Origin of the sequence: Paenibacillus sp. PsM32 (genome assembly GCF_030433815.1) — a bacterium.
GTDB classification, from domain to species: domain Bacteria; phylum Bacillota; class Bacilli; order Paenibacillales; family Paenibacillaceae; genus Saccharibacillus; species Saccharibacillus kyungheensis.
In genome coordinates, this window is record NZ_JARUWY010000009.1 from 205594 (window position 1) to 227073 (window position 21480).

At 38.8% G+C, this 21480-nt stretch carries 20 protein-coding genes and 1 riboswitch; of the genes, 3 read left to right on the forward strand and 17 right to left on the reverse strand.

From position 1 onward, the window contains the following. The first annotated feature begins 93 nt into the window (after positions 1–93). Both ybaK and QCD85_RS17475 read left to right on the forward strand, forming a co-directional pair. A complete protein-coding gene (ybaK, locus tag QCD85_RS17470; protein ID WP_301263368.1) occupies positions 94–570 on the forward strand; it encodes a Cys-tRNA(Pro) deacylase in 477 nt (158 codons plus the stop codon). A gap of 158 nt (positions 571–728) precedes the next feature. Continuing rightward, entirely contained in the window at positions 729–1235 is a 507-nt protein-coding gene (locus tag QCD85_RS17475) for a hypothetical protein (protein ID WP_301263369.1), read from the forward strand. A 128-nt stretch (positions 1236–1363) separates the two neighbouring features. Here the strand turns inward: QCD85_RS17475 and QCD85_RS17480 are convergent, their stop codons facing one another. From QCD85_RS17480 to QCD85_RS17555, 16 genes are all read right to left on the reverse strand, one after another. Next, on the reverse strand, positions 1364–2197 hold the full coding sequence (locus QCD85_RS17480; protein ID WP_273613509.1) for a MetQ/NlpA family ABC transporter substrate-binding protein: 834 nt from the start codon (positions 2195–2197) through the stop codon (positions 1364–1366). Between the two features lie 133 nt (positions 2198–2330). After that, positions 2331–2999 carry a methionine ABC transporter permease gene (locus QCD85_RS17485; RefSeq protein ID WP_204826828.1) on the reverse strand — a complete coding sequence of 223 codons (669 nt, stop codon included), beginning with the start codon at positions 2997–2999 and terminating at the stop codon, positions 2331–2333. Further along, on the reverse strand, positions 2999–4015 hold the full coding sequence (locus QCD85_RS17490) for a methionine ABC transporter ATP-binding protein (protein WP_301263370.1): 1017 nt from the start codon (positions 4013–4015) through the stop codon (positions 2999–3001). Before QCD85_RS17490 ends, QCD85_RS17485 begins: the two co-directional genes overlap by 1 nt. A gap of 183 nt (positions 4016–4198) precedes the next feature. Beyond that, positions 4199–4347, reverse strand: a riboswitch (SAM riboswitch). 179 nt (positions 4348–4526) lie between these two features. Next, positions 4527–5492 (reverse strand): COX15/CtaA family protein, encoded by a 966-nt coding sequence (locus tag QCD85_RS17495; protein ID WP_301263371.1) that lies wholly within the window; start codon positions 5490–5492, stop codon positions 4527–4529. 220 nt (positions 5493–5712) lie between these two features. Next, positions 5713–6069: a thioredoxin family protein gene (locus tag QCD85_RS17500; protein WP_273613513.1), complete on the reverse strand. Its 357-nt coding sequence runs from the start codon at positions 6067–6069 to the stop codon at positions 5713–5715. Positions 6070–6082: 13 nt separating this feature from the next. Next, positions 6083–7702, reverse strand: a complete 1620-nt coding sequence (locus QCD85_RS17505; RefSeq protein ID WP_274171926.1) for a putative polysaccharide biosynthesis protein — start codon at positions 7700–7702, stop codon at positions 6083–6085. A gap of 136 nt (positions 7703–7838) precedes the next feature. Beyond that, positions 7839–8324: a DUF456 domain-containing protein gene (locus tag QCD85_RS17510; protein WP_273613515.1), complete on the reverse strand. Its 486-nt coding sequence runs from the start codon at positions 8322–8324 to the stop codon at positions 7839–7841. Between the two features lie 76 nt (positions 8325–8400). Then, positions 8401–9153 (reverse strand): Cof-type HAD-IIB family hydrolase, encoded by a 753-nt coding sequence (locus QCD85_RS17515; protein ID WP_301263372.1) that lies wholly within the window; start codon positions 9151–9153, stop codon positions 8401–8403. A gap of 287 nt (positions 9154–9440) precedes the next feature. Then, positions 9441–10331, reverse strand: coding sequence for a metal ABC transporter permease (locus QCD85_RS17520; RefSeq protein WP_301263373.1), 891 nt, complete (start codon positions 10329–10331; stop codon positions 9441–9443). Further along, the gene (locus QCD85_RS17525) at positions 10324–11241 is read right to left on the reverse strand and encodes a metal ABC transporter permease (RefSeq protein WP_301263374.1); all 918 of its coding nucleotides are present in this window, start codon (positions 11239–11241) and stop codon (positions 10324–10326) included. Before QCD85_RS17525 ends, QCD85_RS17520 begins: the two co-directional genes overlap by 8 nt. A gap of 121 nt (positions 11242–11362) precedes the next feature. Beyond that, complete coding sequence (locus QCD85_RS17530; RefSeq protein ID WP_301263375.1) at positions 11363–12166, reverse strand: metal ABC transporter ATP-binding protein; 804 nt, start codon at positions 12164–12166, stop codon at positions 11363–11365. 50 nt (positions 12167–12216) lie between these two features. Then, entirely contained in the window at positions 12217–13248 is a 1032-nt protein-coding gene (locus tag QCD85_RS17535) for a metal ABC transporter solute-binding protein, Zn/Mn family (protein ID WP_301263376.1), read from the reverse strand. A 200-nt stretch (positions 13249–13448) separates the two neighbouring features. Further along, positions 13449–15479: a peptidoglycan D,D-transpeptidase FtsI family protein gene (locus QCD85_RS17540; protein ID WP_301263377.1), complete on the reverse strand. Its 2031-nt coding sequence runs from the start codon at positions 15477–15479 to the stop codon at positions 13449–13451. 167 nt (positions 15480–15646) lie between these two features. Further along, positions 15647–17668 carry a peptidoglycan D,D-transpeptidase FtsI family protein gene (locus tag QCD85_RS17545; protein ID WP_301263378.1) on the reverse strand — a complete coding sequence of 674 codons (2022 nt, stop codon included), beginning with the start codon at positions 17666–17668 and terminating at the stop codon, positions 15647–15649. 132 nt (positions 17669–17800) lie between these two features. After that, positions 17801–18955, reverse strand: a complete 1155-nt coding sequence (locus QCD85_RS17550; RefSeq protein ID WP_301263379.1) for a transglutaminase domain-containing protein — start codon at positions 18953–18955, stop codon at positions 17801–17803. Positions 18956–18985: 30 nt separating this feature from the next. Beyond that, the gene (locus QCD85_RS17555) at positions 18986–19444 is read right to left on the reverse strand and encodes an ATPase (RefSeq protein WP_273613525.1); all 459 of its coding nucleotides are present in this window, start codon (positions 19442–19444) and stop codon (positions 18986–18988) included. A gap of 181 nt (positions 19445–19625) precedes the next feature. Between QCD85_RS17555 and QCD85_RS17560 the strand changes: the two genes are divergently transcribed. Next, positions 19626–19961, forward strand: a complete 336-nt coding sequence (locus QCD85_RS17560; RefSeq protein ID WP_273613526.1) for a toprim domain-containing protein — start codon at positions 19626–19628, stop codon at positions 19959–19961. A 64-nt stretch (positions 19962–20025) separates the two neighbouring features. Here the strand turns inward: QCD85_RS17560 and cyoE are convergent, their stop codons facing one another. Then, the gene (gene cyoE, locus QCD85_RS17565) at positions 20026–20967 is read right to left on the reverse strand and encodes a heme o synthase (RefSeq protein ID WP_273613527.1); all 942 of its coding nucleotides are present in this window, start codon (positions 20965–20967) and stop codon (positions 20026–20028) included. Between the last annotated feature and the right edge of the window lie 513 nt (positions 20968–21480).

Genomic DNA, 21480 nt, shown 5'->3' on the forward strand with positions numbered 1-21480 from the left:
TCACCAAACAACACCGTATATAGGACTACGAATGACGAAAAGATAGTTTATAATAGATGTATTACGCTTTTTTTGGATAAGGAGGTACATTCAATGAGTACTAGCAAAACAAATGCAATGCGTATTTTAGACAAAGAAAATATTGCATACGAGATTATTGAATACGACAATAAAGACGGCAAAATTCATGGTAATGCGGTTGCCGCCAAAATTAATAAACCACCTGAAATGGTATTTAAAACATTGGTCACGCAAAACAAACATAACTTGTTTATTTTTGTGATTCCAGTAGGAGCAGAATTAGATCTAAAAAAAGCAGCTAAAGCAGCAGGTGAAAAAAAATTGGATATGCTACCTGTGAATGAATTGCAGAAATGGACAGGTTATATTCGAGGGGGCTGTTCTCCTATCGGAATGAAGAAATTATATCCTACTTTTATTGATGAAGAAGCGATGCTTCTGGAAACGATGATTGTCAGCGCAGGCAAAATTGGGATGCAAGTAGAGCTTGCTCCGCAGGATCTTGTAGCTGTAACTCAGGCGAATTTTACTCCATTGGTTCATCAATAAATATATAGTTTTCATATTTTATATAATGTTTGATCATTTATCCTCCTATTTTAATAGCATCATAAAGCTAAATAACATCGGTGTATATCAAAAAAGGAGGTTACATAACACATTATAATCATTACATCGTCTAGCTAAACAGAAAGGAAACTTTAATAATGAAAAGCCTCAAAAAGTTATTATATGTACCTGTAGTTTTATCTATACCGTTAGCTACTTCTAGTTCTGTATTTGCAGATACCGCAACTAGCCATCATGTGTTACACCATTCTGTGAATCGTTCTACTCTAACGCACACACAGATAGACAAGCTGGTAACCTATCAACAGACCCGTTTTACTTCAAAAGTCAAAGGGTTACCACAACAGACATTTATACTCTCTGGAGGTCAAGCTAATATTCCTTTTACATATCAAAATCATGCAGATATACAATTGATCTTAAAAAATACAGGCAAGCAAACAATCGATTACGAAATTAACTTTCCTGATGATACCAGAAATCTTATGAAATCTAGCTTAGCACCTGGTCAGCAACAACAATGGAATTTACCTTTATATGATGTATATAGACAAGCTTCGTGGGGGCTGTGGAATATCTTTGCGGTAACTACCGATGGATCTACAGGAAAATTAAAAGTACAGGCAAGTGTTGTAAATGATTAAGGTAAAACGATCAATCCATCGATCAGCGAAATACTAGATAAAAAAATAAGGTTATAGCCCGTTATCATTTGTATTTGATCACAAATCATAACTTTAGCTATAACCTTATTTTTATTTGTACATTTTAATTAAAATGCTGGGATTACAGCACCATTGTACGTATCTTCAATGAATTTTTTAACATCATCAGAAGTTAAAGCTTTTTTCAATTTTTCGATAGCTGCATCATTTTGGTTGTCTTCACGAGTAACTAAATAGTTAGCATAGGGTGCGCTACTTGTTTCAGTCAACAATGCAGATTTAGGATCGATTTTAGCTTCTAATACATAGTTCATGTTGATCATACCCATATCGACTTGACCTAATTGTCTAGTGATAAAAGCCGCATCCATCGGTGTAAATTTAAAGTTTTTAGGATTAGCTGTAATATCTTTTACAGAAGAAGTGATGTTTGTTTTGTCTTTCAATTCAATCAATCCATTGTTAGCCAACAAGATCAAAGCGCGTGCTCCATTAGATACTTCGTTAGGGATTGCGATATTTGCACCGTCTGGCAATTCATCGATTGATTTATATTTTGTAGAATATGCACCGAAAGGCTCGATGTGTACTGGTTGTACAGCTTTTAAAGTCATACCACGAGATTTGTTTTGCTCTTCAAGGTAAGGCAATGTTTGGAAGTAGTTTGCATCTAACTGTTTGCCATTCAATTGAACGTTAGGTTGAATATAATCTGTAAATTCGACAACTTGTAAATTTACGCCTTCTTTAGCAAGTGCAGGTTGAATATGTTTTAAGATTTCAGCGTGAGGTACAGCTGTTGCGCCTACTTTCAATGTTACGGTTTCTGCTCCGCCTTCTGTTGTTCCTGTTGCTGCTGTGTTGTCTGCTGCTTTGTTACCGCAAGCAGATACGATAGCAACCAACATAATACTTAGCAAAATCAAAGTCCATTTTTTCATCTTTTCTACCCCTTTATTGGTTTTGGATTGGTATACGTATATGATACAAATGCTGAATATTTGTGATTATCTATCATCGTATAAATATTCAGCAGAATAACTACTCTATGCTCAATCTCTTTTGTATTACTGTTTATCTTCTCGAAAAATGAACCACTAGACGATCACCAAGCATTTGTAGAATTTGAACAATAATAACCATGATGACTACAGCCACTAGCATGATCGCTGTATCATAGCGATAATAACCATAGTTGATTGCAAGTGTTCCAAGTCCTCCTGCACCAATCATCCCTGCCATCGCTGTATTAGAGACTAAAGCAACCACAGTAACCGTTAAGCCTGCTAATAGCCCTGGCATTGCTTCACGTACAAGTACGCGCGTTATAATCTGCCACAAGGAAGCTCCCATCGCATTCGCTGCTTCAATCACACCACGATCGACTTCACGAAGTGCAGTTTCGACCAATCTAGCAAAAAACGGTGCGGCAGCAATAACTAATGGTGGGATCGTTCCAAGTACACCAATCGTTGTTCCTACTAGAATTTGCGTTAATGGTAAGATCGCTACAATCAGTATAATAAATGGAACCGAACGCAAAATATTAACGATAAACGCAATCACTGCATAGAAATAACGCACCCATGCTACAGTAGAACGCCCTGTAATAAATAACAAAATGCCTAATGGCAATCCTAGAATTAATGTAAATAATCCAGAAGCGCCTACCATTTTGAGTGTATCTAAGGTCGCTGTACCGAATTCATTCCAATCAATTTGTGAGAAATCCAATTCACCCATCAGTTGATCACCTCCACATCGAGACCTTCAGCGGTCAATCCATCGAGTGTGCGCTTAATGTCTCCTTCTGTTCCTTCAAAGCGAACAATCAACTGTCCATACGGTACATTTTTTAACGTTGAAATCGTTCCTTGCAAAATAGCAAAATCGACTCCAGTTTGACGTACCGTTTGCGAAAGGATCGATTCATACGTTTTATCTCCTAAGAAAGACACTTTGACAGTCAATGAATTAGGAACATTTGGTGCTGTCCATGAAGTAATTAGTAATTCAGCATTATTAGACTCATTTAAAATAAAATCACGTGTCACTTCATGCTGTGGCTTCAAAAAAACATTTGTTACAGGGCCTTGTTCTACAATACCGCCCCGATGAATAACAGCTACTTTATCACAAATGCTCTGAATGACATGCATTTCATGAGTGATTAAGATGATTGTTAAGTTAAAGCGCTCATTGATATCGACCAGCAATTTTAAAATCGAATTTGTAGTCTGAGGATCAAGCGCAGATGTCGCTTCATCACAAAGCAATACATCAGGATCACTAGCTAACGAGCGAGCAATGCCGACACGCTGTTTTTGTCCACCTGATAATTGAGCAGGATATTTATTGGCATGTTGTTCCAGTCCAACTAGAGCAAGCAATTCTTTCACTTTTTCTTTAATGTTGCGTTCCGGTGTTTTGACTAAGCGCAAAGGAAAAGCGATATTCTCATACACTGTCGCTGAAGATAATAGATTGAAATGTTGAAAAATCATACCTATTTTGCGTCGTCTTGCTTGTAAGCGCGCTTTGTTCAGCTTGGTCATTTCCACACCATCGATCCATACTTCACCAGAGGTTGGACGTTCTAGTAAATTAATACATCGAATCAATGTACTTTTACCTGCACCGGAGTGACCGATAACGCCGAAAATCTCGCCTTTTTCTATTTTCAAATCTATACCGCTTAACGCAGGGCTTAGATTTTTCCCTTTACCATACGTTTTAGTAATACTTTTTAATTCAATCACAGATGGGTGCTCCTTCCTTGTACTTCTTCATTCCTGCATTCATATTACATTAATCATATATAAACCATCGAATAAGTCGGATATATTCTCGCTATCATATATGTCGGTATTCACTTCTCTCTTCTTTATACAAAAAAAGAACCCTTTCGCAGAAAAGGGTTCTCTATTATTAGAGATACTTCCTTCTCATCTGCCAAAATCGCTATGTACCAATTGCACACGCCATTTTGAAGGAATTAGCACCATGACATTTTGGAAAACTACATAATAGCTATTCCAAAATCGGTTGCCGGGTTTCATCGGGCCAGTCCCTCCACCACTCTCGATAAGAAAATATGAAAAATTCGAATGAAAATGAAAATCTTTTCTCAGTATAGTGAACTTCACACTCTTTGTCAAAGCAAAAATGAATATTTCCTAAGGAAATTAGAAATTTTTCATCATTTGTTCATCTGATGTAATCTATTGGATGTGTATTCACTTTTTGTTGCTATCTAAATAGATCATACGGTTATACATTTTGCCCTAATTTGCCACGTGTACCACGACTTAATTGCCATACACGCACACTCATATAACATAACACACCGAACAAAATCTGAATCAACAACGTATGCAACATACTGGAGAAGAAATACCACTCAGGTATTTTCATTGTTACAATATTCAACATACCACTTAGAATCTGCATGATGATAAATACGATCGCAGTCACTCCAAGCTTACGAATACCTGGATTATACGGATGACGACGGTAGGCATAATGCGCTAGCACTGCAATAACGATTAACAGGCTATAAGCGGCTACGCGATGGAAAAATGCTACCGCTACCCCGCCGGATAATTCAGGTAAGATAGAACCATTACATAGTAATACGCCAGAACACCCACCTCTAGAATCGGTATGTGTGACAAAGGCTCCTGTATACACCACCATGTATGTGTAGATAGTTGCGAACCATGTTAGATTACGCATCCCTTTACTCACTGGTGGTTCATCTGGAATCGGTAAATCACCTTTTTGCTGATCCATCCGCCTTGCACCAAGCGCCATCATCGACGAACTAGCAAAAGCAATCATTGCAAATCCGAAATGTAATGCCATGATTGGAGCAGATTGTGAAAACTTAACAGCTAATGCACCCATTATTGCTTGTACTACGACAAATAATAGAGTAAAAGATGCGTATACTTTAAGTTCACGGTGTCTGTTGAAAAAAATGAAACCAATAAAAGAGAATAAAGCTGTTAAACCTGCTAAAGCACTAATTGCCCGATGTGAATACTCAATTAATGAAGAAATCGTATACGCAGGTACAAATTGGCCATGACATAACGGCCATTCATTTCCGCAACCAAGTCCTGAACCTGATTTGGTTACTACAAGTCCTCCCATTGTTGCTAAAAACATAACAACACAGGTGACAAAGCTCAACCATTTTAGATGTGTAGTTGTTATTCTGAACTTTCTTGCCATTTAGAGAATCACCCGCTATTTTATATGATAGTTACACAATGTTTATGTTCTACTTTAGTATACCTGATTGCAAAATAGACGGAACCACTGGATTGTGACAAAAAATGATCAATCCTTGTATTATGGCAGAACCGTGTCGACAAACAAATGATATTTTACACAGTAAAAAACCACCCTTTATAAAAAAGGTGGTTAGTAAGCATTTATTTATAGATTCTTTTTATTCCGCTGTTGATGTAGCTAATGTCTCATAGACTGCAACAGCGCGATCCAAAAACTGCTCAATTTCTTCGCGAGATTTGCGTGCTTTGTTGACGAAACGTACTAATTCTTTGCCGTTCGCATAAGCTACAAAGCTAGGGATACCCAGGATGTTCTGTTCTTGACTCACATCGCCTGTTGCTTCTACATCTACCTCTACAAGCGTTAGACGATCTGCATACTGACTTTCTACTTCAGGCATAAATGGATCAATATATCGGCAATCTCCACACCAATCTGCTTTGAACACAGCGACAGTTAATTGCGAAGAGTGAGTAACGGTAGTGAAATCTTCTTTACTATTAATCAATTGCATTATACTATTCCTCCTAATTCTTTTGTAGACGCATCAATGGACGGAAAACTTTACGCAATACTTTTGGATAAGAATCCAGTTCATTCGCTCGAACCACTCTTAGCAGAACAAGCATAACGGGATATACCAATAATATCGCTATTCCTACCATACAACAACCGATAAAAAATGCAACCCGTTCATTCATATAAGCCGTTAATAGAATACCGACCTGGTTCAGCAGTAGACCAATTCCACCTAATACCACCACAGTCACAATAAATCCGACCCAACGGTTGCCTAATACCGAGAAAGTTACGATTTGGCGCAATGAACGAATATTCATCCATGTAATAGTGATAAAACATAAAGCTGTTCCGGCAATAATACCGTAGATTCCAATAAACGGAGCTAACGCAAAACTAGCAACTAATTTGACCACAATACCGATCATGACATGTACCATCGATAAATTTGCTTTGTTGATCCCGATTAACATAGAATTGGTCGTCATCATCGTAATCTGGAAAATCGTACCCAGTGTCAAAGCAGCAATAATACCTGCTCCCTCTTGCGTACTAAATAATAATCCATTGACTGAATACGCTGCTGTACTAAAAATCAAAACAATTGGAACACCTGTAAGTACAGAAATTCGTAATGCTAATGTAATTTGATTTTTCAAATGTTCCATTTTGCGACTAGCAAATGCTGCTGAAATAATAGGAATAAGCGATTGACTGAGTGCGATAGCTAAAATCGGTGGAATACCTGCTACACTTTGCGCTCTAGCTCCCAAAATCGCCAGCACATTTGTAGCCATCGCATCTCCTAATTGTCCAATCAATAAAGGTTTGACCAATATACTATCGATAAAATAAACGGCTGGAATCGTCAATGACGATAGTACGATAGGAATCGATAATTTAAAAATATCACCATAAATTTGCGTTAATGGAATGACTGCATGATCTTTGTCTGATTTAGCATCTATACCTTCTAATTTATCTTGTTTACGCATTTTGACAGCATAATAGATCATTACTGCAAATGCACCTATACTACCAAGCACACTACCAAAAGAAGCACCGGCAGAAGCTTCTACACCACCATATCCTAACTGCAAAATAATATAAGCTAACAAAATAGCTGTAAATACACGTGCGATTTGCTCAACAATTTGAGAGATACCACCCGCAATCATCAAGTTACGTCCCTGAAAATAACCGCGCATCATCGCAATCATCGGAAACAATAATAATGATGGAGCGATAGCTCGAATAGCTAAAATCGCTTCAGGCACTTTAGAGCTATACACCGCAAAAAATGGTGCAAAAATATACAAACCTACGGTCATAATTACACCAATCACACCTGCAAATAACAACGCTGCAAAGTAAATGCGTTGTGCTTCTGCAGGTCTACCTAGTGCATAACGTTCAGATACCATTTTACTCAGTGTACTTGGAATACCTGCTGTTGCTACGGCTAATAACATCAAATACAAATTGTTCGCTACAGTAAACGATGCATTCCCTGTTACGCCTAACATATGCTCTAACGGTACACGTTGTACCAAACCTAGCACACGTGCAATTAAAGCAGCAGCAGCTAAAATGACGGTTCCTCTAACAAATGACTCTGTTTTAGACAAAACGGTTCCCCTTTTCTCACGCCCGATCTCAACCATACCAAAAAACCGGAAGGCTGAAATGCCTTCCGGTCTTGGGCTTTTTCAACAACCTCTATTATAGACAACCTATAGTCATCTAAGCAATGCGGGTTATTTTTTAAAATACAAAAATCCAAAGGAAAAAGATCGCAATCATCGCCAATTGCAAAATAATTTTCACAATCATACTCGTAAACAATCCAAGCATCGTTCCCCAGGCAGCTTTGAGCGATTGTTGAAAATCTTTCCCTGAAATCAACTCACCCAGAATCGCACCGATCAATGGCCCTAAGATCAGACCAAAAGCAGGAATCACAAATGGCCCTACAATTAAGCCGATCGTCGATAAAATAACGGTGAGCTTGGTTCCGCCGAACTTTTTGGTTCCGTAAGCACCAACGACGTAATCGGCGACAAATAGCACAATCACAATCAAGGTCTGAATAATCCAGAACCATACATTGTATTCAGCGAATGAGAAAAACCATCCGTATACGAAAAATCCAAAATAAATAGCTAATGCGCCCGGCAATACAGGATAGATAGCACCTGCAATACCGACGATAAATAAAATAATGACTAAGCTCCAACCGAGAATTTCCATCGGTAGGTTTCACTCCTCCCAGTAATCTTTCTATACATATATACTCGAAGAAAGCGTAAAGCGTTGCACAATTTTTTTAGATAAGGATATAATCGCGAATGACTTCGACAATTCCATCATCATTGTTAGAACCTACAACTAGATCGGCTGATTCTTTTACAGGTTCTTGTGCATTACCCATCGCTACGCCTAGACCTACCGCTTGAATAACCGCTAGATCGTTTAAGCTATCGCCTACAGCAACCACTTCTGACATATCAATATTCAGCAATTGGCATACTTCATTAATACCTGCTGCTTTGTTAATACCCAGTGGATTGATCTCCAGGTTATGTGGAGAAGAGTTGGAAATCTCAAGTCCGCCCATATCTTGTAACGCCATCAGAATCTGGTAACGAAGTTCATCGTTTTCCGTATTATAGCCGAATTTGAGCCATTCAATACTTGTAAGGTCTGTCCCTGGTTCTAACCAGTTATCTCGATTGTGCAGTCCATTTACGGTATAAGCCCAGAACCATACATCTTTTTCAATAGCCAGTTCATACATTTGGCGAATCAAATCAGGATCGACCAGTGTACGTCGGTGTAGCTCATGAGGTGCTTTCCAGACCTCACTACCGTTTACTGTTACCATTGGAGTATCTAAGCCTAATTGCTCGGCATACGGCATAGCACTATGCGCTGCGCGTCCTGTAGATAGACACACATGGATACCTTCATCCATCGCTTTATTAATCCATTTAATCGTTTCGAGTGTAATCTCGTGATTATCATTCAATAATGTTCCATCCATATCTAAAGCTAATAACTTATATTTACGTGTTGTCATCTTGTCATACCGTCCCTTTCTTCGTTCCTATTTCTATGATGATGTGTATGCCATCTACTGGAGTCAGTCAGTTATCATAGGGTATATCAGGCTCATTTTAACATAGATATTACAGCGGTCACAAAAGCTTTTGTAAATTACATGTGAAAAATAATCAAAACACCCTGCAATATTACAGGATGTTTTGCAAATGGTTTACATTTAGGTGTAGACCTATTATATTGCTTCACTTTCTATATGCATAAAATTATTGGAAAGCATAGTTCTACATTGTTCTTATGCAATTCTTATTCAGCGATAGCTACTCCGTTAGAACGTCGTTGACGTAAGCGGCGAATCAATATGCCATGCTTAGGAGAAAATACAAACGCAAATCCGAACAATATACCTGCTACCGTAACAATACTTCCTGCAATCGAAGCATTCAGCACATATGCTGTATAATAACCAATAATAGAGCTAACGACTCCTGTAAGTACGCTATACATCAACATTCTGCCCAGACGATCTGTAAGCAAGTAAGCGGTAGAAGCAGGAATAATCAACATACCGACAACCAGTATCGCTCCTACACTTTCAAAAGAAGCCACAGAAGTCATTGATACCATCCCCATTAATAAATAATGGAATAACATCACTGGAATCCCACAAGCAACAGCCATCGCAGGATCAAATGCTGAAATTTTGAATTGTTTATAGAATAAAGCAAGCAACAATAAAATAATCAACAACGCTGACCCTAACATCCAGACCGAACGTGGTCCCATATCTATGCCGTTGGCTGTCCATGTATCCCATTGTACATAAGCAATTTCGCCGAACAATACACAATCGAGATCCAGATCAATGTTGCGAGCATTCAGACTGATAATAATAACACCGATCGCGAATAGCGCTGTAAAAATAATACCGATCGACGCATCGGATTGTATACCTGAATTTTGCAACCATTGAATCAGAAATACAGCAAGCAATCCAAGAGCAGTTGCACCGATCATCATCGCTAACGAATCTCTTGTTCCACTGAGTAGAAAAGCGATCGCAATGCCGGGCAATACTGCATGACTAATTGCATCACCGATCAATGCCATTTTACGCAAAATAAGAAAACAACCTAGCAGTCCACACGCCGCTGACATCAGACAAGCTGTTAATATGATCCAAAAATCACTACTCATGGCTGATTCCTCCTTGACGATGCCATTGGTCTTTGGTCTGCTTACGTGACCAGAGCTTGGCTAACCAGCCACGCCTTGGAGCACCTAATGCTGAGATCGCAAAAAATACAGTAGCAGCAAGTACAGTCACCGGACCTGTAGGCAATTGAGATACCATGCCACTCCACAGTGTTCCGATCAGACCACTAAGAGCTCCGAATATACCTGATAGTATGACCATAATATGCAGACGATCTGTCCAAAAGCGTGCAGCAATCGCAGGTGTAATTAATAAGGCAGACATCAAGACTACACCGACTGCTTGAATCCCTGCGACTACAATAATAACAGTCAAAAGCAATAATAATTGTTCTAAAAAAGCGACCGGCAATCCCATTCCTCGTGCAAATCCAGGATCGAAACTAATCAATTTAAATAGTCTAAATAACGCAATGCAGATCACAATCATCAATATACTGATTCCTGCAAGAACATACACATCACTTTGCATCATCGATGCTGCTTGTCCGAATAAGTACTTGTCTAGTCCGCTTTGTCCTCCATCTCCGCTATGTTGAATATGAGTTAGTAACAATACTCCTACTCCGAAAAAGAAAGATAAAATAATGCCCATTGCTGCATCTTGCTTGATACGTGAATATTGTGTGATCCAGCGAATACCGAATGTAGCAACGACACCAGCAACTAATGCACCGATAAAAAAGCCACCTGTCGATTTCACACCGCTTAACATAAAAGCAATACAAATACCGGGCAATGCCGCATGAGCCAACGCATCTCCGATCAAGCTTTGTTTGCGTAAAACCATAAAGGAACCAATCACTCCACTACTTAACCCTAACAACATACAACCTACAATAATCCAGCGTACATTCGGATCAAGTATCAAAGCTCCTATCGTGTTGAACATACGTCCTCTTCACCCCCGATGCTTCTAGTTAAACTCTCTTTATTCATCTGATTTTTTAAATGAATTACATCATTTTAGTAAAGTCAGCTATTCTTTATTCAGCACTTGATTGAATATGCAGTTACTTACCTGCAAGCACAACGCCTTCTTTACCTTGTAACACTGCCATTTTGCCACCATATGTCTGCTGTAGCATGTCAGCATTAAATATATCTTTCACTGCACCCGCACCAATCAATGTACGATTCAGTAACAATACATCATCAAAATAGGATTCTACTGTCGATAGATCATGGTGGACAACAAGAACTGTTTTACCTTCTGCTTTGAGTTGTTCTAGCAATGAGATAATCGCTTTCTCTGTTGTAGCATCGACTCCGGCAAACGGCTCGTCCATCAAATACAATTGAGCTTGTTGCGCTAAAGCTCTAGCTAAAAAAATACGTTGTTGTTGTCCACCAGACAATTGGCTGATCTGTCGTTGTGCATAATCTGCCATTCCTACTTTGCGCAGACATTCCATTGCTGTTTCGCGTTCAGTTTTGCCCGGACGGCGAAACCAACCTAATCGTCCATATGTGCCCATCAATACAACATCCAAAGCATTTGTAGGAAAATCCCAATCTACCGATTCACGTTGTGGCACATAGCCGATTTTTTTACGGTTTTGTTGATATGTTTTGCCATATACTTTGACATCACCTGCGATTGAAGGAACTAATCCTAATGATGCTTTGAGTAATGTCGATTTGCCGGCTCCATTGGGACCAATCAGACCAATAAGCCGTCCCGGTGCTAACGAAAATGATACGTCCTCTACAACCGGCTTTTTATGATAAGCTACTGTAAGCCCTGAGACCTGAAGAGGTAACGATTGAGAATCATTGTCTGTTACACGAATACTCGTAAAAGCAGAACTTGTCATACATAGACCTCCTTGTGTAATAAAGTGTTTGAATGTGTTAATTATTTATATTATTTGAGCGCTTCTACAATCGTATCTGTATTGTGGCGTACCATTCCGATATAAGTTCCTTCTTCTGTACCTGCCTCGCCCATCGCATCAGAGAATAACTCTCCTCCAATTTGGACGGTATGCCCCATTGATCTAGCACCTGCAATAATAGCTTCCATTGATCTAGAAGGCACACTAGACTCTACAAATACCGCTTTGATCCCACGTTCTACCAATTCATTACGTAGATCGCTTACGTCTTTAGAACCGTATTCTGCGGCTGTACTAATGCCTTGTAATCCTTTTACTTCGATATTGTAAGCATCTCCGTAATATCCGAAAGCATCATGAGCAGTAATCAATACTCGACCAGACTCTGGAATACTGGCTATTTTGGTCTGTACTTCTTGATGCAAAGTATTCAATGCTGCTAAATATTGAGTAGCATTCTGACGGTAATCCGCTTCATGTGCAGGATCAGCTTCAATCAGTGCGGCTTCTATCGTCTGTGTGACATTCATCCACAGGCTTACATCGAACCAGATATGTGGATCGTATTCGGTTGCTCCATCTTCACTGTATCGTAGCTGTGTAGGATCGATATTTTCAGCTACAGCAACCACATGACGAGACTTACTCATTTTCTCCATAATCTTGGTCATGCTACCTTCTAAATGCAATCCGTTATACAACACCAGATCAGCATCATCTAATTTACGAATATCTCCTTGCGAAGCTTTGTACATATGAGGATCAACACCAGGACCCATTAATCCTGTTACAGTCACATGTTCTCCACCTACTTCACGAGCCGCATCAGCAATCATTCCTGTTGTTGCTGTAATTCGTAATTTTCCTCCTTCTTTAAAAGAAGGTGAATCATCAACAGCTCCCTGAATCGTGGTACATCCACTGAGAATCAATACAATTACAGCGATGCTTATTCCGTATAAAATGCGTTGATATAGCGGAGAGGATAATCCTGATTTGCGATGGCGCTTATGAATTAAATACGCTTGCGCCCATGATGATTTGGAACGATGAACTGACATATATGATCCTCCTATCATTTCAAAATACTCAATGACTATCTACCAATAATCTAAACGCCAAATCTTACATTGAAGCAATTATTTTTCTTATATGACTATATTTTTATATAAGTAAATAATGTTTCCCTTGTGCAAATTTTAAAGTAGAGCGCAAAAAAAAGCAAGAGGCTATTTTGCCCCTTGCTTTTACTTTTTAATTTTTATTCTGTTGTCGTTTCTTCTGTAACAGCTTTACCTTTAGGTACTCCATCTAATCCATAGTATTGATCATACGCATCAAAGATTTTTTTAGCGACTGGAGCTGCACTTCGAGAACCAAATCCACCTTCTGGAATCATAACCGCAATAGCCAGCTTCGGATTGTTACGAGGAGCAAAAGAAATAAATACCCCGTTATCGACTAATTTGCCATAAATCGATTGCTGCGATGTACCTGTTTTACGAGCCACATCATAACGATAATTTTCAAATACAGGAACTTTACTTTTCATTCCTTGAATAACGGTATTCCAGTATTCATCCGGGAAGTTTACGGTATTTAATACTTCTGGTTGAATTTTTTTCACTACATTACCCTCAGCATCTGTAATTTTACTTACAAATTGAGGTTTGAGACGTTTACCACGATTCGCAAGGGTTGTGGCATATTGTGCTAATTGAAGTGTAGTATAACGTCCTTGCTGTCCAAAAGAAGCATAGGCCATCGCTGCTTGTGTACTACCAGCAGCTTCAATATTCATATACTCTCCACGACCTTCATTTTCGTAAGGAAGTCCGCTTCCTGTAGTCACACCTAGTCCAAATTCTTTCATATATTTGTCCCAGACATTAACTGATTTATCTTGATATTTATTGTATAGACGTCTACCAACCATATCGACCATAAACGCATTAGAAGATTTTCTGATTGCCTCAGTAGGTGTTAAATAATTAAGAACCTCTCCTAAAGCATTTCGAACCCGAGTCTCATGACCTGCTTTACCAAACTCTGCATATCCATGATCCGAGTAACCAGCATAAGGTGTAAATAGTCCTTCTTCCATTCCAATTAATACACTTAATGGCTTAATTACAGAACCCATCAATACCATCGATGAAGCTCCTTTGCCTCGATATACTTCTCGAATCGTACCATTAGCAGAGCGTGACAGAACCTCTTGAATTTGAGCCTGACTAGGTGAATTTCCCCAGATATTTGAATCATAATCTGGCATACTTGCCATGGCAACTACATTGCCTGTTTCAACTTCTATCGCTACTGCATATCCTGTTTGTGCATTAGGCGCATAAGCATTACCGCTACTGTACGAATGTAAATAAGACAATTGATCTGTGATGGCTTGCTGTGCAGTTAACTGAATATTACGATCAATCGTCATCCAAAGGTTGTTACCTTTAACCGGCGGTGTTAATGTAGCCCGTCCATTGACACGATTCAGTGCATTGATTGGTGTTTTTTTCACACCGTTTGTTCCACGAAGTTCATCTTGATACGTATATTCAAGACCATCTACACCTACTAATTCACTATTCATATATTTTTTAGTAATGTCTGTTAAACGAGCACGATTGATATAACGATTAAGCCCTTTAGATTGTCCATTAGCTCCGCTATTATTTACACTATCGAACGATTTTAGGTAACCCACTGTCTGTACAGCTAACTGATCTTTACTATACTCACGTACACTTTCTTCCCTTACTTCTATCCCTTGGAATTGATCTTTGTGTTCAAGAAAATAAGCGATCTCACTATTACTCAAATCTTTTTTGATTCGGCGCGGAGTAAAACCGTAGTTTTTTATATATTTAATATCCATTTCTTTTTCGATTTCAGCGGCTGTCATTTTTCGATCAGGATCACCGTATTTATTAAATACACGCTTGAGATCACCAATAATTTGGTACAACTCTGGCTTGTTTTTATCCAAACGATAATCTTTGCTCAATGTAAAATATAACGATTGCATCGAAAGAGAATAAGCAACTTTGGTTCCTGTCGCATCGTAAATATTACCCCGCGTAGGTACAATCGGTGTGATATCGTTTGCAACATATGCTTCTTTTTCTTTCAATGTTGGGCCTTCTACGAATTGTAAAATAGCCAAACGTACAATAAGCACACTAAAAATAACAAATACAGAGAAAAAGAATATATTCAAACGCACCGAAAATTGCTTACGATGACTGACTTCGAGGTCCTCTGATGATTGATCATTCCACTTTTTCATTCCGGTTGTTGAACCTCCTATGTATTTCGTTCCATATAATGTTGTTCTTTCTTCATTTTAACATATGTTAACGAGATGTAGACTACAAAAAGATAACAAAAAAGCGAGTTCCTCTTTAGAAGGAACCCGCTACTCTACAATTTAGATCAATTACGCTAATTTACTATTTAATTATTAGTACTATCTGTTGCTTGATCGGTTGTTTTGGCTTCTGATACTTTTTTCGGAATACCATCTAATCCGTATTCTTGATCATAGGCATCAAAGATTTTGCGAGCTACTGGAGCCGCACTTTGTGCACCAAATCCACCTTCAGGAATTACAACAGCAACTGCCAGCTTCGGATTATCTCGTGGAGCATAAGCGATAAATACACCGTTATCCACTAAATGACCATATACTGATTGCTGCGATGTACCTGTTTTACGAGCATAGTCATAAGGGAAACCATCAAATCCAGATACTTTACTCTTCATTCCAGACTTAATTGTCGACCAGTAAGAATCCGGGAAATCGATTTGGTTAACCACTTGTGCTTTTGTTTTCTGTACAATATTACCTTCTGAATCGGTAATTTTGCTTACCAATTGAGGTTTAAGACGTGTTCCTTTATTCGCTAATGTTGCTACATATTGCGCTAACTGTAGAGTCGTATACTTCCCTTGTTGTCCAAATGAAGCATATGCCATTGCTGCTTGCGCACTACCAGCAGCTTTAAGATTCATATATTCGCCTGAGCCATCACTTTCATAAGGAAGTCCACTTTTCGTAGATACGCCCAGACCAAATTCTTTCATATATTTATCCCATACATTAATAGATTCGCCACCGTATTTGGTATACAACTTTTTACCCACCATATCGACCATAAATGCATTCGATGAATGTTCGATGGCAGTAGAAGGAGTCAAATAACCGTAGACGTGATTGCTAGAGTTACGTACTTTGGATTCGTATCCTGCTTTACCAAACTGAGCAAATCCAATATCTTGATAACCACTATAAGGTGTGAACAATCCTTCTTTCAATCCTATCAGAACGCTTAACGGCTTAATAACTGAACCCATCAACACCATTGAAGAAGCATGTCCTTCGCGATACACTTCACGAATCGCTCCGTTAGCATAATAATGCTGAATATCTTTATATTTGTCGTCCGTCATACTTTCCCATACATTGGAATCATAATCAGGCATACTTGCCATAGCGACTATATTTCCTGTATCTACTTCCATCGCTACTGCATATCCTGTTTGGGCATTAGGCGCGTAAGAGGAACCACTGCGATAAGAGTGAAGGAACGACAATTGATCGGTAATCGCTTGTTGCGTTGTTTTTTGTACATTTTTATCAATGGTCATCCATACGTTATTGCCTTTTTCAGGAGCAGTCAGTTCAGTACGACCACTTGCAATATTCATCGCATTTACAGGCGTTGTTTTGAGACCATTTTTACCACGTAGATCATCTTGATACGCATATTCTATACCATCTACACCGACAAATTCAGTATCGAGATATTTTTCTTGAGGATCTTCTAATCTCGCTTTGTTTTTATAATGATCCATCGTATTACGAACACCGGCAAAAGAAGACAAGTAACCTACTGTCTGCACAGCGACACGATCGGTATCATAATGTCGAACACTTTCCTCTACAATCTCAATTCCCGGGAATTGATCTTTATGTTCAAGGAAATAAGCGATCTCTTCATTGGTCAAATCTTTTTTGATCCGGCGCGGCGTATAACCGAAGTTTTTGCGATACGTAATATCCATCGCTTCGATGATCTGATCTGCGGTCATCGTTTCATCTTTATTACCATATTGATTGAATACCTTTTTGAGCTTACTCACAATGCCATATAATTCGTCTTTATTTTTTGCTAAAGAATAGTTTTTTTCCAAAGTAAAATATAAAGACTGAGATGACGTAGAATAAGCAATTTTTTCACCAGATGCATCCATAATATTGCCACGGATCGGTGGAATAGGCGTACTTTTACTCGAAATACTTGCTTCTTTTTCTTTCAACGTTGGACCTTCTACGAACTGCAATACCGCCAGACGAACAATTAAGACACTAAAAATGATAAAAGTCGCAAAGAAAAACACATTCAGTCGAATCGAAAACTGACGTTGGTTTTTCAACTCGCGCTTTGACGGATCGTCCATACCCGATTTATTCATGTTGTAACATTTCCCTTTCTCTTACGGCACTACATGATGCCTGTCATTCTGTACATCAACTATAAAACGAGGCGACATTTGAACTTTTTTTATCATACCATAGACAACCTGCTGTTGAATATTTTCGCTCTTTTATAACACACTTTGCTCAATATGAGTCTCTGCGAATTTGGGCGGATTAAACCAATCGCCTGCGGAAGCCCATGTTGGATCAAGAGGAACCCATTGTGCTGAATCCGGTAAATACACTTGATTCCACGCATGAGGACCATAACCACCTTGTCCATTATAACCAAGACCTGTAACCACTCTTACATCAATTCCCTGAGAACGTGCCATTACAGCATACAAACGAGCATAATCGATACATACCCCTTTACGAGTAGCAAATGTTTCTTCAGGATTTTGTTCATGCCAGATTCCACGTTGCTCATAATTTTCGACTTTACTATAATCATAAGTCACCCGTGAGCCTACCCATTCATATAACAAACGAGCTTTGCTTTCTGTGCTTGTTCCTTTGGCTACAATCGCTGCTGCCGCATCTTCAATATCAGACGGAATGCTACGATCAACGACATCATATTTGCGTTGAAAAATACCGGTTAACTCTTTCTCCACTGCACTGGTGAACACAGGTAATGTATCAGCTACAAAAGAACCGGTTAACGGCTTAATCACAGTGGATACACTTTGCCGATACAACGCAGAACCTTCTACATATGAAGTTACAGTTGTACTTGGATAAAGACTGACCACGATAAATAAAATCAAAATAACCATAATAGATCGAACTGCTCCGTTAAGCAGTCCTATACCTCCACCTGCTAAACGATTCAGCCATGAAGAACGCTTAGGTTCTCCCCCCATAGAGCCGCGGCTCCATTTTTCCGGTAAAAGCAAGACGGTTAGCAATGAAAAAGCGATACTGGCTACTACATAACTCAAAACAAATAACACAATAAAACGTAACAACGAAAATTCAGAGATTAAATAAATCGCTGAGTAATACATTTCACGCCACCATTCCAATTGACCTTCTGGTGTCACAGAAGATACGCTTTGCGCCCAGGACTGCACATAAGGAGAAGCCCACAACGCAAAAGGAGCAGCTAATACAAGTGCTAACACGGTTAACAATGTACGTCCAGCCCATGAGAGCAATCGCCCTGCTGAACGTACTGCACCATGACGTATTCCTTGAATAATAGAGAATACTATAATGACATATATTAAAACCGATACTGGACTGCTATCGAAAAACGTGGACAATTCATTCATCGTCATACAGGTCCCCCTACATTTTGATCATGCTATTTAAGAAGGGTTACCTGATGTGCCAGCGTTCGATTTGGCTTCTTCTATAAAAGATTTCATCGTTCCCTTCACATCCCATTCACCCAAAGACACCCCGCGGAAAGTAACACTTACTGTGTTTTTGCCTGGTGTTCCTAATACTTCAAGATTGGTGGTGCGAATCGTATACGTACCATCTTGATTTTTTTCAAATTTGGCATCAGCGGCTTCTTTTTTCATCACTTCTGTTGCTTCTTGCTGTAAGGCTGAAAGGGTCTGCTCGGTTACACCGGAAACTGTATCTTTAATTTGATCCATAGAAATCCCACTATATATGAACAAAGCAACAGCAATAATAATCACGATCAACCATTTGATTACCGTTTTGACCAGATTAATCACTAGAAATAGTATAATTAAGGCAACCAGAATGATTAGCCAATTTTGTTTGAAAAACTCGCTCCACACTTGCCAATCCATAGCTTCAACCTCCAACTTTCATTTTTCATGATGAATGCATTTGTGTAATAATACATACCCTACTCTATAACCTTTGTTCATTATACAAGATGTATAGATGATATGTCAGCAAACGCTCTAGATCGCTTTATTTCGTAAGCTATCTTTTGATATATTACAATAATTGGAAGGATATGATACGATGCATATTATTGTCGAAGGCAAAAATGATCGCAGTCGTTTACGCCGCTTATTAAAAGAAGAAGTACACATAGAATGTACATTTGGAACACTCAATGCCTTAAAATTAGAAAAGCTACGCAAACAAATCGGACATGATGAAGTGTACTTATTTATGGACAATGATCCTGCTGGCAAAAAAATTCGTGGTGTATTGCGCGATACGTTTCCCGATGCTATTCATATGTACACAAGACGTGGTTATGCTGGTGTTGAAGGCACCCCTGATGAATATCTTGTTGCTCAATTAGAAAAGGCGGGCTTGGAAGAGTATATTATTTACCCCATCATATATTAAAAGAACACCACATAGAGTTGTCTCTCCTGTGGTGTTCTTTTTTTATCATTGTAGAGGTAGAAGCTTATCCTTTATGAACAGTATCGATAATCATCATAATAAAACTAATCGTCAGATAGTTAATCGAAAAAATAAACGCCGTTTTCGCCCACTTGTCATTATCTTGTTTTCTAAATCCGGCTACTGCCATCCCGAACCACAATACAGACAACACCAGCGATACGATCATAAAAATAATACCTGTATAGTTGTACATATACATCAAAATAGGAATAGGAATTAACAATGCAATATACGGAAGCATTTGATACTTTGTGCGTTGGATTCCTTTAACGACTGGCAAAAGAGGATAACCTGCTGCTCGATATTCTTCTACACGGCGAATGCCGAGTGCCCAGAAGTGTGGTGGTTGCCATAAGAATAACATAGCAAATAATAACCACGCGCCTAGATCCACATGATTGGTAACTGCTACATATCCGATAACCGGCGGCATCGCTCCTGATATCCCGCCAAGTGATGTACTCCATGTAGATGAGCGTTTTAACCACAGTGTATAGATGATCACATAAACAAACATCCCAAGCACACCAAATGCCGCTGCAAGCAGACCTGAAAATAATGTCAGTACCGTCAATCCGAGAATACCTAATATGATGGCATACCAGAGTACAATATAAGGTGAGATACGACGTGTTGCTAGTACACGATCTTGTGTGCGTATCATTTTGGTATCCAGCTCACGATCAAAATAATTGTTAAACACACATGAAGAGGCCATCACCAACATCGTACCTAGCAATGTCCATAACAAATGGATGTAATCTACATTCCAACCAGAAGCGAGCCAAAATCCACCGAAGGTCGCAATCAGATTCGATCTCAAAATCCCTGGCTTGGCAAGCGTCACAAAATCTCTCCAAGTCACCGGTTGATCTGAAGGCGAAGGTTCGGTAGAGGATGTTGTGGAATCCGAAGAAGTCTGATAACTGATTTGTTTATCCACGCTGATAAGTTCCTCCCTAGCGCTTAACTATATAAGCGCAATATCTTGTAGTACCTTTAACATCATTTTTGCAAACCATACAATCTTTCTTTAAAATAGGGTCACATGCCCTGCCGAATACACCATAGGTACTATTCACTTTATCATACCTATTATAAAAAGTCTTTTGGATTCATCGTTGTCATATCGCCGTTTATGACAATTTATTGACAGACTGTGTCATCGTTAAAAGATTCATCTTTTTGCAATTGGTTTATCATAATCTGAACAGGCAATTATTACGTATATCATGTAAAATAGCTATAATCCATTTGCTAATGTTGCCGATATCAATAAAGTATAGAGCTTTTTTATTACATCAGAAGATGTCGCGCTTTTACTGCCAAGCGCTTATCGTAAGATATTTTGTTACACAAAAATCATTTTTTATTACATCAGAAGATGTCGCGCTTTTACTACCAAGCGCTTATCGTAAGATATTTTGTTACACAAAAATCATTTTTTATTACATCA